At 69.5% G+C, this 13191-nt stretch carries 10 protein-coding genes; 2 read left to right on the top strand and 8 right to left on the bottom strand.

Features of this window, described 5'->3' with window-relative positions; all coding sequences use genetic code 11:
- Positions 1–21 precede the first annotated feature (21 nt).
- Complete coding sequence (gene radA / locus MasN3_RS10855) at positions 22–1398, bottom strand: DNA repair protein RadA (RefSeq protein WP_281914067.1); 1377 nt, start codon at positions 1396–1398, stop codon at positions 22–24.
- Complete coding sequence (gene alr, locus MasN3_RS10850) at positions 1391–2497, bottom strand: alanine racemase (protein ID WP_281914066.1); 1107 nt, start codon at positions 2495–2497, stop codon at positions 1391–1393. The genes radA and alr overlap by 8 nt, the downstream gene beginning before the upstream one ends.
- Before the next feature lie 148 nt (positions 2498–2645).
- On the opposite strand from alr, the gene lplT reads away from it, so the two are divergent.
- Positions 2646–3896: a lysophospholipid transporter LplT gene (lplT, locus tag MasN3_RS10845; protein WP_281914065.1), complete on the top strand. Its 1251-nt coding sequence runs from the start codon at positions 2646–2648 to the stop codon at positions 3894–3896.
- Positions 3897–4053: 157 nt separating this feature from the next.
- Here the strand turns inward: lplT and MasN3_RS10840 are convergent, their stop codons facing one another.
- Genes MasN3_RS10840 through tsaB form a run of 4 tightly spaced genes read right to left on the bottom strand, consistent with a single transcriptional unit; the run spans position 4054 to position 7094 of the window.
- Positions 4054–5022 (bottom strand): DUF1853 family protein, encoded by a 969-nt coding sequence (locus MasN3_RS10840; RefSeq protein ID WP_281914064.1) that lies wholly within the window; start codon positions 5020–5022, stop codon positions 4054–4056.
- On the bottom strand, positions 5006–5902 hold the full coding sequence (locus MasN3_RS10835; RefSeq protein ID WP_281914063.1) for a uracil-DNA glycosylase: 897 nt from the start codon (positions 5900–5902) through the stop codon (positions 5006–5008). The genes MasN3_RS10840 and MasN3_RS10835 overlap by 17 nt, the downstream gene beginning before the upstream one ends.
- A complete protein-coding gene (gene rimI / locus MasN3_RS10830; protein ID WP_281914062.1) occupies positions 5899–6381 on the bottom strand; it encodes a ribosomal protein S18-alanine N-acetyltransferase in 483 nt (160 codons plus the stop codon). The genes MasN3_RS10835 and rimI overlap by 4 nt, the downstream gene beginning before the upstream one ends.
- Positions 6378–7094 carry a tRNA (adenosine(37)-N6)-threonylcarbamoyltransferase complex dimerization subunit type 1 TsaB gene (gene tsaB / locus MasN3_RS10825; RefSeq protein WP_281914061.1) on the bottom strand — a complete coding sequence of 239 codons (717 nt, stop codon included), beginning with the start codon at positions 7092–7094 and terminating at the stop codon, positions 6378–6380. The genes rimI and tsaB overlap by 4 nt, the downstream gene beginning before the upstream one ends.
- A 90-nt stretch (positions 7095–7184) precedes the next feature.
- Here tsaB and MasN3_RS10820 point away from each other — a divergent pair, with 90 nt between their 5' ends.
- Positions 7185–7604, top strand: a complete 420-nt coding sequence (locus MasN3_RS10820; protein ID WP_281914060.1) for a thioredoxin family protein — start codon at positions 7185–7187, stop codon at positions 7602–7604.
- On the opposite strand, the gene MasN3_RS10815 is transcribed toward MasN3_RS10820, so the two are convergent.
- On the bottom strand, positions 7601–9820 hold the full coding sequence (locus tag MasN3_RS10815; protein WP_281914477.1) for a xanthine dehydrogenase family protein molybdopterin-binding subunit: 2220 nt from the start codon (positions 9818–9820) through the stop codon (positions 7601–7603). The genes MasN3_RS10820 and MasN3_RS10815 overlap by 4 nt on opposite strands.
- Positions 9821–9887: 67 nt before the next feature.
- Positions 9888–13061, bottom strand: coding sequence for a bifunctional diguanylate cyclase/phosphodiesterase (locus tag MasN3_RS10810; RefSeq protein ID WP_281914059.1), 3174 nt, complete (start codon positions 13059–13061; stop codon positions 9888–9890).
- Between the last annotated feature and the right edge of the window lie 130 nt (positions 13062–13191).

The following is a 13191-nucleotide window of genomic DNA, read 5'->3' as shown; positions in this document are numbered from 1 at the left end:
AGCAAGCAGTATTATAGGATCTCAGTCGAGTTCGCGCAGCTTGGTGAAGGCCTGGTCGATGCGCTCGACCGCCACGATGGTCATGCCCTCGATTTTCTGCTTCGGCGCATTTCCTTTCGGGATCACCGCGATCGAGAAGCCCAGCTTGGCCGCCTCGCGCAGGCGCTCCTGCCCGCGCGGCGCCGGCCGGATCTCGCCGGCCAGGCCGACTTCGCCGAACACCACCAGCCCACGCGGCAGCGGCTTGTTGCGCATCGACGAATTGATCGCCAGCAGCACCGCCAGGTCGGCCGCCGGTTCGGTGATCTTGACCCCGCCCACCGCATTGATGAACACGTCCTGGTCGAACGCCGCGATGCCGGCGTGGCGGTGCAGCACCGCGAGCAGCATCGCCAGGCGATTTTGTTCCAACCCGACCGACAGGCGCCGCGCATTCGGCAGGTGGCTGGCGTCGACAAGGGCCTGGATCTCGACCAGCAGCGGGCGCGTGCCTTCCTGGGTGACCATCACGCAGGAGCCCGGCACCTGGCTGTCGTGCTGCGACAGGAACAGGGCCGACGGGTTCGACACGCCCTTCAGCCCCTTTTCCGTCATGGCGAACACGCCGAGCTCGTTCACCGCGCCGAAGCGGTTCTTGATCGCCCGCACCAGGCGGAAGCTGCTCTGGGTGTCGCCTTCAAAATACAGCACGGTATCGACGATGTGCTCGAGCACGCGCGGGCCGGCCAGCGCGCCCTCCTTGGTCACGTGGCCGACCAGGATGATGGTCACCCCGGTCTGCTTGGCCACCCGGGTAAGCTGGGCCGCGCATTCGCGCACCTGGGCCACCGAACCCGGGGCCGAGGTGAGCGCGTCCGAGTACAGGGTCTGGATCGAGTCGATCACCGCCACTTCGGGTTTCAGGTCGGCCAGCGTGCCGAGGATTTTTTCGAGCTGGATCTCGGCCTGCAGTTTCAATTCGGTGGAGTCGACCGACAGGCGGCGCGCGCGCAGCGCGATCTGGGCGCCCGATTCCTCGCCGCTCACATACAAGGTATTCCGGGTCGCCGCCAGGTTGCTGAGCGCCTGCAGCAGCAGGGTCGACTTGCCGATGCCGGGGTCGCCGCCGATCAGCACCACACCGCCGGCCACCAGGCCGCCGCCCAGCACGCGGTCGAATTCCTCGATGCCGGTGCCGAAGCGCGGCACGTCCAGGGCCTCGATGTCCTTCAGGGACAGCACCGGCGCGGTCTGCGCCAGCGCCTTGTGCGCCGTCTGCGACATGCGGTTGACGCCTTGCGGCTCGGCGACGGTCTCGACCATCGTGTTCCAGGCCTTGCAGTCCGGGCACTGGCCGGACCAGCGGGCGGAGCTCGCGCCGCACTCGCTGCAAACGAAAGAGGTGCGTGTCTTAGCCATCGGTTCCCATTCTTCCTTCCAGGACGCGCACCCGCGGGGCGAGTGCACACATCAGTTCATAGCCGATCGTGCCGGCGGCCTGGGCCACCTCGTCGACCGGCAGGCCGTCGCCCCAGAGCGTCACCTTGCTGCCGATCCGGGCATTGGCGATCGGGCTCAGGTCGACCGTCATCATGTCCATCGATACCCGCCCCACCAGGCGGGTAGCAACGCCGTCGACGATGACCGGGGTGCCGTGCGGCGCGTGGCGCGGGTAGCCGTCGGCATAGCCGCAGGCCACCACGCCGATCGTCATCGGGCCGGTCGCCTCGAAGCGGCTGCCGTAGCCGACGGTGTCGCCCGCCGCGATCTGCTGGATGCCGATGACCTCGGAGCGCAGGGTCATGGTCGGCAGCAGGTTGTAGTCGAGGGCCGAGCGCCCGCCCGGGGTGCCGCCGTAGAGCATGATGCCGGGCCGGACCCAGTCGTTCGACAGCGCATCGCCCAGCTCGCCCTGGTGCAGCACCCCGCCGGAATTCGACAGGCTGCGCTCGCCCGGCAGCTCGCCCGCGCCATACTTGAAGCGGCGCACCTGCTCGGCGATGGTCAGGCGCGGATGCTCCAGCTCGTCGGCATTGGCGAAGTGGGTCATGTGGGTAATGTGGCGCACGTCGGGAATGGCGCGCAGGCGCCGGTAGGCCGCCTCGTATTCGCCCGGCGTGAAGCCCAGCCGGTTCATCCCCGTGTTCATCTTCAAGTGCACATCGATCGGGCCGACATGCCGGGTGTATTCCAGCATCTTGACCTGCTCGATGTTGTGGACGGCACTATTGATATTGTGCTCGGCCAGCATCGGCACATCTTGCGCGTCGAAGATCCCCTCGAGCAGCAGGATCGGCTTGTTCCAGCCATTCTGCCGCAGCCACAGCGCCCCTTCGGTCTCGACCAGGGCCAGGCCGTCGGCCTGGGCGAAGCCGCGCATGCCGCGTTCCAGGCCGTGGCCGTAGGCGTTGGCCTTGACGACCGCCCAAATGTTCGCGTGTGGCGCTTCCATGCGCGCGCGCTGCAGATTGTGCTGCATCGAGTCGAGGTGGATGGTGGCGGAGAGCGGGCGTGGCATGGCGAAAACCGGCGTGGGAGCCGCAGTTCGGGAAAGGGTCTATTCTACCGGAGCGGGCGCGACGGCGCTTTTGACATGCCGGCTTTTCTTTTGGAGCAAGGGGCATTCATGGTATAAAGCAACTCGAACCAGTTTTTACTCTTTTCGAATGAACCGTGGCTTTTATACCATCATGGCGGCGCAGTTTTTCTCGTCGCTGGCAGACAATGCGCTTCTCTTTGTCGCAATCAGTCTGCTGACGTCGATGAACGCCCCGGCTTCGCTGACGCCCCTGCTGAAGCTGTCATTCGTCCTGTTCTACGTGCTGCTGGCCGCCTTCGTCGGCGCCTTCGCCGATTCGCTGCCCAAGGGCCGCGTGATGTTCATCGCCAACCTGATCAAGATTTCGGGCTGCGCGCTGATGTTCCTGACCGTGCACCCGCTGCTCGCCTATGCCGTGGTCGGCTTCGGCGCGGCGGTCTACTCGCCCGCCAAGTATGGCATCCTGACCGAACTGCTGCCGCCCGAGAAGCTCGTCCCCGCCAACGGCTGGATCGAGGGCCTGACCGTGATGTCGATCATCCTCGGCACCGTGGCCGGCGGCGCCCTGGTGAGCGAGCGCGGGGCCAACTTCCTGCTCGGCCTGGACCTGCCCGGCGTGAGCACCGGCGCCGAAGCGGCGATGGCGGTGGTGGTCGGGGTCTATATCCTGGCGGCCCTGTTCAACCTGCGCATCCCGGATACCGGCGCCCGCTACGAGCACCAGGAACGCAACCCGGCCAAGCTGATCGCCGACTTCGCCAACTGCTCGGCCACCCTGTGGCGCGACAAGCTCGGCCAGATCTCGCTGGCGGTCACCACCCTGTTCTGGGGCGCCGGCGCGACCCTGCAGTTCATCGTGCTGAAGTGGGCCGAGCGCTCGCTGCACATGCCGCTGGACAAGGCCACCAACCTGATCGGCGTGGTCGCGATCGGCGTGGCCCTGGGCGCGGCGATGGCGGCGCGCATGATCCCACTGCGCAAATCGCTCACCGTGATCCCGCTCGGGATCATCATGGGGCTGGTGGTGTGCAGCATGATCTTCGTGACCTCGGTCAACCTGGCCTACCCGCTGCTGGCCCTGATCGGCTTCCTGTCGGGCTTCTTCGTGGTGCCGATGAACGCCCTGCTGCAGCACCGCGGCCACGTATTGATGAGCGCCGGCCATTCGATCGCGGTGCAGAACTTCAACGAGAACCTGTCGATCCTGACCATGCTGGCCCTGTACGCCATCATGATCACCCTGAATCTGGACCTGGACATCATCATCCTGATGTTCGGCCTGTCGGTGGCGGGCATCATGTACTTCATCGGGCGCCGCCATGCGGCCAACCAGCGCGAGCACGATTCGCTGGCGCTGATCGGCGAGGAAAAGCACTGATTCATTTTACGTATCACAGAGGCCGGATTAGGGGCTCTGACGTATTACTGTAGGGTGGGCGGGTTCCCCGCCCACGCGGTGATCACTGCCGGCTCCGTTCTCGTGCCGGATGATCTCGCTGCAAACTATCACCGCGTGGGCGGGAGACCCGCCCACCCTACGGCACCGCCTTCACCATCCGGCGCGCGGCGGCGCGCTCGCGCCAGTCGTTCGGCACGATGAAGCCGCGCTCGATTTCCTCGATCTGTCCGGGCGCGTGCCGCACCGCCGCCACCAGCACCGGCGTCGACGAGGTCTCGAACTGGGCCGACAGCTCGGCATGCAGCTGGGCGCGGTTCATCATCCAGGTGGCCGAGGCGGCGCGAAACGGCGCCAGCCACTGCAGGCGCGGCAGCACCAGGAATTCTTCCCCGGCCAGGCCCTCGATCTCGTCCAGCGCGCACCAGAAGCCGCGGCAGTGGCCGGCGGCGATCCCGCGCATCGCGGGCCAGGAACCGGACGGATAGAACAGCCAGCCCTTGACCAAGGCCCGTGCCCGCGACACCGGCCGCGGCAGCAGGGCCTGGGCGGCCGGATGTCCGCACAGGACCAGCTGGCGCTCGAACACCTTGCGCATCTTGAGACCCAGGCTGTCGGCCAGGTTGGGGCCGACCAGGGCGTCCGGCTGCCAATCCTGCTGCTGGCGCCCTTCCCCATCGAGCAGATAGAATTTGGTCGCGAACTCGATGTGCTCGAGCGCATCGGGCCCGTCTTCCAGCAGGAAGTCGAATTCGCCGATGGTGTCGTTGCGGCTGGCGCGTACCTGCAGGCCATGGGCGACCAGGCGCCCCTGCTGCTCGTAATAGAAGGCCATCAGTTTTTCGGCATACAGGCCGAGGCGCGTGTACATCTTCGCGCCCAGGGCCTGGTCGAGCGAGGTGGGATCGTGGTCGAGGCGTTTGAGCCAATCGGCGACGTCGGGCCTAAGCGGCCCGAGGCTGGCGATGCGGCCGGCCCACAGCGGATCATGCGCATCGAGCAGGTCGGGCGCGTCGAGCAGCCAGGCCAGCGCCCGCACCCGGGCGCGCCGCAGGTGGCCCCAGCGGCGGTGGAAGGCCTCCTGGTAAGTTTCAGCCGGCGCGTCCATCTGCCGCCGCTCTGGCCCGGCACAGGTCGGCCCAGGCCAGCGCCTTGTCGGCCCCGCGCCGCAGCAGTTCGCCCGGATGCAGGGTCGCCACCAGGGGCACGTCGCCCAGCCGGTGGACCGTGCCGCGCGCGCCGGCCAGCGGTTCGGACAGCGGCTTGCCGAGCAGACCGCTTGCCGCCACCTGGCCCAGGGTCAGCACCAGGCCGGCCCCGCTCAGTTCGCGTTCGCGCTCCAGGAAGGGCCGGCAGGCGGCGACTTCTTCCGCGGTCGGCGCCCGGTCGCCGCCCTTGGCATTGGCGGGACGGCATTTCACCAGGGCCGTCACATAGACATCGCGCTCGCGCGACATGCCGACCGCCGCCAGCATGTTGTCGAGCAGCTTGCCCGGTTCTCCGGTCAGCGGCTGGCCGGCTTGTTCATCCGCCGCGCTGGCGGTGCCGGCGGCAACCAGCCAGCGCGCCTGGCGCGCGCCGGCGCCGGGGACCGGCTTGCGCCCCGCGCTGCAGGCGCTGCAATGCTGGCAACTGGCGATTGCCTGGCGCAGGGCGGCCCAGTCCATGGTCGAAACGTCGAGGCGCTCCGGTTCGGGTTCAAGGTCCCAGGCGCTGTTGTCGCTTGCCGGCGGTGTCCATGCCGGACGCGCCGCCGGTTCGGCGACCTGGCGCGGCATCGGCGGCGGCGCCAGCGGCTGGGCCGGCGCCGGGGGCGCAGCTTGCGCCACCGCCGCCGGCGCGGCTTCAGGCGCGGTTTCAAGGGCCGCTTCAGGTGCCGCTTCAGGCGCCGCTTCCACCGCGGCTTCCGGCGCCGCACGCAGGCTCCACAGCGGGCCGATGCCCATCTCGGCCAGGAAGGCCGCGTCGCGCTCGCTCAAACGGTTCACAAGTCGATCCTCATCACGATGGCATCCTCGCGCTGCCCGCCGTGCGCCGGGTAATAGCCCTTGCGGCGGCCGATCTCGCGGTAGCCGTAGCGGCGGTACACGTCGAGGGCGCGCTGGTTGGACGGACGCACTTCCAGCAGCACCGAGCCCATGCCCTGCTCGCGGGCGCGGGCGCCGATCCGGTCCAGCAGGTGGCGCCCCAGGCCCTGGCGCTGGCGGCCGGCCGCCACCGCCACGTCGAGCAGGTGGGCCTCGTCGACCGCATACATGAGCAGATAGTAGCCGGCCAGCAGGCCGGTGGCGTCGCGCGCGGTCCAGGCGTCATAGCCGCTGGCAAGCGACTCGCTGAAATTGGCCCGGCTCCACGGATGCGGAAACACGCTGCATTCGAGTGCGTGCACCTCGTCCACGTCGCCGGGGGTCATCGGGGCGAACCGCAAGCCGCGCACCTGGTCACCGAGCTCTTGCAGGACCGTCATGCGCCGGCCTTCGCGGCATTGATGGCCTGGCGCTCGGCGCTGGTATAGGCCACCTTGTTGCGCAGGTAGAGCGGCTGGGCCTGGGCGGGCGGCACGCCCAGGCCGGCGGCCAGGGCCGGCGCGCCCAGCAGCGCCAGGTCGCGCGCGTGCGGCAGGATGTCTTCCAGCGCGCCGGCGGCGAAGGTCTTGCCGGCAAAGGCTTCCGGATAGGCGGAGAAGCCATTGCCGCAGGCGGCCAGACCCTCGACCGGCAGCGGCTCCAGGTCTTGCGGGGCGCACAGCGCCGGGGCGGCGAGTTCGGTCCAGGCGCCGCGCGCGGCATCGTAGCGGTATTGCGCCCAGTAGACCTCGCCCATGCGCGCGTCCAGCACCGCCAGCACGTCGCCGGCTCCGGTGCGGGCGCGGCAGGCTTGCGCCATCGCTTCCAGGGTCACCAGCGGCAGCACCGGCAGGTTGGCGCCGAAGGCCAGGCCCTGGGCCACGCCGCAGGCGGTGCGCACGCCGGTAAACGAGCCGGGACCGGCCCCGAAGGCGACCGCGTCGCAGTCGGCCAGGGCCAGGCCGGCCTCGCGCAGCAGTTCCTGGACCATCGGCAGGACCGATTGCGAATGGGTGCGCACGCCGGAGGTGGAGCGGGCGATGAGGCGATCCCCGACGAGCAGCGCGCAGGAGGCGAGTTCGGACGAGGTTTCAATGGCGAGAATCGTGGACATGCCGGTATTTTACCTGCTCGGCCGGGGCCTAGCCACGGCCCTGGCGCCCCGGGCACACATTCCCTGGCAGCACACGGTACAATTCGGCTCATGCAAAGCCTCACCCTGGATTCCGACAACCGCGAACGCGTCGCCGCCGCGATCGCAGGCGACGCGCTGACGGTCGCCTGCCTGTGCGCCGCCTGGTGCGGCACCTGCTCGTCCTACCGCGCCACCTTCGAGGAACTGGCCCTGCGCCACCGCGACAAGACCTTCGTCTGGATCGACATCGAAGACCAGGCCGACATCGTGGGCGACCTCGACGTGGATAACTTCCCTACCCTCTTGGTGCAGCGCGGCGACACGGTAGCCTTCTTCGGCACCATGCTGCCCGACGGCGCCGTCGCCGACCGCCTGGTGCAGGCCCAGGCCGCGGCCACGCCGGAAGAACTGGCGCGCCTGGCCGCCTCCAGCGAGGAACGGCGCGCCTGGCAGCGCGACTGCAACCTGCGCGTGCTGCTCGGCAGTTAAGATAGCCGCAGCGGCAGGCTGCGCAGCCGCTGCCCGGTCAGCTTGAACACGGCGGACGCCACCGCCGGCGCGACCGGCGGCACCGCCGGCTCGCCCACGCCTTCCGGATGCGCCAGGCTGGGCATCACGATGGTCTCCACCGCCGGCGCCTCGTGCATGCGCACGACCGGATAGTCGCCGAAGTTCGACTGCTCCACCTTCCCGTCCCTGATCGTGATCTCGCCGTGCAGCGCGGCGGACAGCCCGAACAGCACGCCGGACTCGACCTGCTGGGCGATGATGCTCGGGTTCACCGCCAAGCCGCAGTCGATCGCGCACACCACGCGGTGCACGCGGATCTGCCTGCCCTCGACCGAGACCTCGGCCACCTGGGCCACCGTGCTGCCGAAGGAGCGGTGCAGGGCCACGCCATGCGCACGCCCCGCCGGCGCCCGGCCCGCCCGCGCCACCGCGGCGTCGAGCGCCGCCAGCGCGCGCGGATGCTTGCCCAGCAGCGCGCGCCGCATGGCGACCGGATCGCGCCCGGCGGCATGCGCCACCTCGTCGAGGAAAGCCTCCTTGAAGAAGGCATTGTGCGAATGCCCGACCGAACGCCAGTAGCCCAGCGGCACGGGGCTGTCGACGATCACGTGGGCGATGCGCTGGTTGGCGATCGCGTACTGCATGTCGTATTCGCCCTCGGCGGTGGTCTTGTCCGGCCCCACGCCCGGCAAGCCGAGGTTGCGCGGGAAGTACTGGTGGCCGATGGCGCCGCTGGCCGACTTGTTGTCCCAGGCCAGGATCTCGCCCTTGGCGTCGAGGTGGGCGCGAAAGCGCGCCAGCGCCGCCGGGCGGTAGACGTCGTGGGTGGTGTCGTCCTCGCGGCTCCACACCAGCTGCACCGGCTTGCCGCCGAGCGCCATGGCGACCGTCACCGCCTGCGCCACCATGTCGGCTTCCAGCCGCCGTCCGAAGCCGCCGCCCAGCAGCATCACCTCGATGCTCACGTCGGCGCGCTCGACCCCGGCCACGCGCGCCGCCACGTCCATCGCGACGCTCGGCACCTGGGTCGATGCCCACAGGCGCACGCGGGCGCGCCCATCGACGTGCTCGACCTGGGCGGTGCAGTTGACCGGCTCCATGGCCGCATGCGCGAGATAGGGCGCGCGGTACTCGGCCGTCAGCGTCAGCGCCACATCGTCCACGTGCTGGCTGCCCGCCTCATGGTAGACGTAGCCGCTGTCCTCCTCGAGGGCGCGCGCGAACTCCTCGAACACGGCTTCGCTGGAGAGCCCGGCCGCCTCGCCCGGCGTCCACTCGACCGGCAGCGCCTGGGCGGCCCGGTGCGCCTGCCACCAGGTGGTGGCGACCACGGCCACGCCGGCGCCGAGACCGCTGCGCTCATCCATCAGGCCCGGCATCGGCACCACCTGCAGCACGCCGGGCATGGAGTCCACCGCCTTCGCGTCGTGCCCGGCGAGCCGGGCGCCGATCGCCGGCGCCATCTTCACGGCCGCATACACCATGCCCGGCACCCGCGCGTCAATGCCGAAGCGCGCCCTGCCGTCGGTCTTGGCGCGGCTGTCCAGGCGTGCCGCCGGCGTGCCGACCAGGCGGAATTCGCGCGGCTCCTTCAGGCGCACGTCGCCCGCGCCGATCCCGGCGCCGGCCCGTGCCGCCCGCGCCGCCAGCGCGCCGTAGCCCGCCCGGCGTCCATCGGGGTGCAGGACGAAGCCGTCCTCGGTGCGCAGGCGGCCGGCCGGCAGCTTCCACGCTTCGGCCGCGGCCTTGAGCAGCATGGCGCGCGCCACCGCCCCGGCCTCGCGCATCGGCAGCCAGGCGTCCTTCACGCTGGTCGAGCCGCCGGTGAACATGATGCCCAGCTCGCGCCCGAGCTTGGCCATCAGCCACTGCGCGCCCTGGCGCGTGCTGGTAGGGTCGTCCGGGTGGAAAGGCAGGTTCTCGCGCAGCACCGTGAGGTTGGCGTAGATCTTGTCGATCGGGGCCTGGGCCACGCGCACGCTGGACAAGGGCAGGTCGAGCTCCTCGGCCACCAGCATCGGCAGCGCGGTGTGCACGCCCTGCCCCATCTCGCTGCGCGGCACCACCACCGAGACCGTGCCGTCAGGCGCGATCGCGATCCAGCCGTTCAGCCCGACCGTGCCGGCGCCCAGCGCCAAGGGCCGGGCCCCGTGCAGGCGCTGGCGCGGCGGCTGCACGCCCCAGCCGACCAGCATGGCGCCGCCGGCCAGCAGGCCGCCCAGCAGGAAGCGGCGGCGCCCCGGCCTGGGCTTGCCGCCCCGTTCAAGCGGCGCTGTCTTCGGCTGCGCCGGTTTCTTGGTTCGTTCGATCGTGTGCATGTTCTCGTGTCCGCGCCCAGCGCGACAGTATTTCGCCGGGCGCCACCGGCCGGCTGTAGAGGTAACCCTGGGCCAGGCCGCAGCCGTGGCGCAGCAGGAAGGCGGCCTGCTCCTCGTTTTCCACGCCCTCCGCCACCACCGTCAGGTTCAGGTTCTTGCCGAGCTGGATGATGGCCACCGCGATCGCCTCGTCGTTGGCGTCGACCAGGATGTCCTGGATGAAGCTGCGGTCGATCTTCAGGGTCTGCACCGGCAGCTGGCTCAGGTAGGCCAGCGAGGAATAGCCGGTGCCGAAATCGTCGATCGCCAGCCCGACGCCGACCGCGCGCAGGTCGTTGATGTGCTGCAGCGCGTCGCCCGTGTTCATGATGACCGACTCGGTCACCTCCAGTTGCAGCCGCGCGGCCTCCAGGCCGCTGTCCTGCAGCACCGCGGCCACCATCGGCGCGACGCTGCCGCGCTCGAACTGGCGCACCGACAGGTTGACCGCCATCTTCGGCACCGACAGCCCGGCCCGGTCCCAACGTCTCATCTGGGTGCAGGCCTCGGCCAGCACCCACTGCCCGAGCTGGTGGATGAAGCCGGTGTCCTCGGCCACCGGAATGAAGCGCACCGGCGCGACCACGCCCAGCTCCGGGCTGTGCCAGCGCACCAGGGCTTCGACGCCGACCAGGCGCCCGCTGCCGATCTCGACCTGGGGCTGGTACTCGAGGAAGATCTCGCGCCGCTCGATCGCGCGGCGCAGCAGCGATTCCAGGCGCAGGCGCATGGCGCCCTCGCCGCTCATCGACGGCGCATAGAACTGGTAGCCGTTGCGGCCGCGCGCCTTGGCCTGGTACATGGCGACGTCGGCATTGCGCACCAACATGTTCAGGTCGGCCGCATCCTGCGGGAACAGGCTGATGCCGACGCTGCCGGTGATGAACAGTTCGTAGCCCGACACGGTGAGCGGCTGCTCGAAGCGGGCCATCAGCTTTTCGGCCACGTGGGCGACCCCGGCGCTGCCGCCCACATCCTCCAGCAGCACGATGAATTCATCGCCGCCCAGGCGCGCCAGCGTGTCGCCTTCGCGCAGGCAGCCGGCCAGCTGCCCGGCCACCTGTTTGAGGAGCAGGTCGCCCACGTGGTGGCCGAGGGTGTCGTTGACGTTCTTGAAGCGGTCCAGGTCGATGAACAGCACCGCCAGCTGCTGGCCGGCGCGGGCGCAGCGCACCATCGCATGCTGCAGGCGGTCGTGGAACAGCAGCCGGTTCGGCAGCGCGGTAAGCGGGTCGTGGTGGGCCAGGTGGTCGAGCTTGTCCTGCGATTGCTTGACCTCCGTGATGTCGCTGAACACGCAGACGTAGTGCGTGACCTGGTCCTGGTCGTCGCGCACGCTCGACACGGTCAGCCATTCCAGGTAGCCCTCGCCGTTCTTGCGCTTTTCCCAGCGTTCGCCGCGCCAGAAGCCGGCATCGAGCAGGTCGCGCCACATCTGCCGGTAGAAGGGCTCGTCGTCGCGGCCCGGGCGCGTCAGGCTCGACTGCTGGCCGAGCGCTTCCATCTCGGTATAGCCGGTGATCTGGGTGAAGGCGGGATTGATGGCGAGGATGCGGCCGTGCACGTCGAGCACGGCAACGCCGTCCGCGATGTGTTCGAGCACCGTGGCCGACAGGCGCAGCTTTTCCTCGGCCAGCTTGCGCTCGGTGATGTCGGCGAACACCCAGATGCTGCCCTCGTTGGGGCGCGCGCCGTCCAGCGCGCAGCCGCTCGCCAGGAGCCAGAAGGTGCTGCCGTCGCGGCGGCGGAACTGGATCTCCTCGCCCTTGTCCGGGCTGCCGGCGACCTTCGGAGCGGTATCGAGCCACAGGCGCTGGTACTCGGCGCGCCCCGGGAACAACAGCTCGGTCGAGCGGCCCACCATCTCGGCCTCGCCGTAGCCGAACAGCGCTTCGGCGCGCCGGTTGGCCGAGACGATGCGGCGCTCGCGCACGAACAGCACGCCGAACATGACGTTGTCCAGGATCGCCCCCTGCTCGGTCAGCAGGGCCTCGATGCGCATCTCGTCGTGCTTGCGTTCGCTGATGTCGTAGATGATGCCGTCGACCCGGAACTGCTCGCTGCCCCACTCGCCCTGCGGCTGGCCGCTTTCCAGCACCCAGCGCTCGATGCCGCCGGCGTCGATGATGCGGTATTCGATTTCGTAGGCACTGTCGGCCGCCAGCGCCTCCCTGGCCGCACGGCGCTGCATGCGCCGGTCCTCGGGATGGATGATGTCGGCCCAGTCGTCGGTGGTGGCCAGCATGAAGCGCTCGGCGGGATAGCCGGAGATGTCTGCGATGGCGTCGCTGACGAAGTCGATGTGGCCGCCGGGGCGGGCCCGGAACACGGCGCCCGGCACCTGGGCGACGATGGTCCGGAACTGTTCCTCGCGCCGGCCGATGTCGGCGAACAGCTGGCCGATCGCCGTGCGCATGCGCTCCATCTGGCCGCCCAGGCGCCCGAGTTCGTCGTCGACCGGGAGTGCCAGCGGGGTGTCGAAGTCGCCGCGCGCCAGCCGGTCCGAGAAACCGGTCAGGGTGCGCAGCGGCGAGAGCAGGCGGCGCCGGATCAGGAGCGCGATCAGGAGCAGGGACACCGCCAGCTGGATCGCCAGCACCAGCGCGTAATTGCGCTGCTTGGCGCGCAGGTCCTGCAGGCTGAGATGGTCGCTCATCTCGACCAGCACATGGCCGATCGCCTGCCCGCGGACGACCACGTCGCGCTCGGCGCGGTAGATGCGTCCGCCCGGCGGCGCGGGCGTGTGGCGGTCGATCACCGCCGCCTGCGCCAGGTCGCGCACCGTCACGCGCACGATGGCCGGGTCACGCACGAAGGAGTCGAGCAGCGAACCGGCGGCTTCGACGTTCATGTCCCATAATGATTCCTGCACGCCGAGCGCCAGGATGTCGGCATTGCGCTGCAGCGCATCGTTCAGGGTCCTGATCGCCGCTTCGCGTTCCTGTACGGCAATCAGGAACCAGCCGCCGGCCACCGCCGGCACGGCCAGCCCGACGAATACCACCAGCAGCAGCGCGCCATGGATCGAACGGCCGTACGGCTTGCGCAGCCGGGCAAGCAGATCGTGAAAGGGAAGCATCAAGTTCGGTTCTGTTTCCTACCGCCGGCGGGAATTTACTTAGAGCAATGAATTGTCCGATTATGCATGCCGATTGACGGAGCGTCAGCAAATTGGATACTTACACCGGCGCCGACCGGTCCGGGTGTCG

The sequence above is a fragment of the Massilia varians genome, from assembly GCF_027923905.1.
Classification (GTDB): domain Bacteria; phylum Pseudomonadota; class Gammaproteobacteria; order Burkholderiales; family Burkholderiaceae_D; genus Telluria; species Telluria varians_B.
The sequence above is the reverse complement of the archived record's forward strand: the minus strand, read 5'-3'. Positions and strand labels throughout refer to the sequence as shown.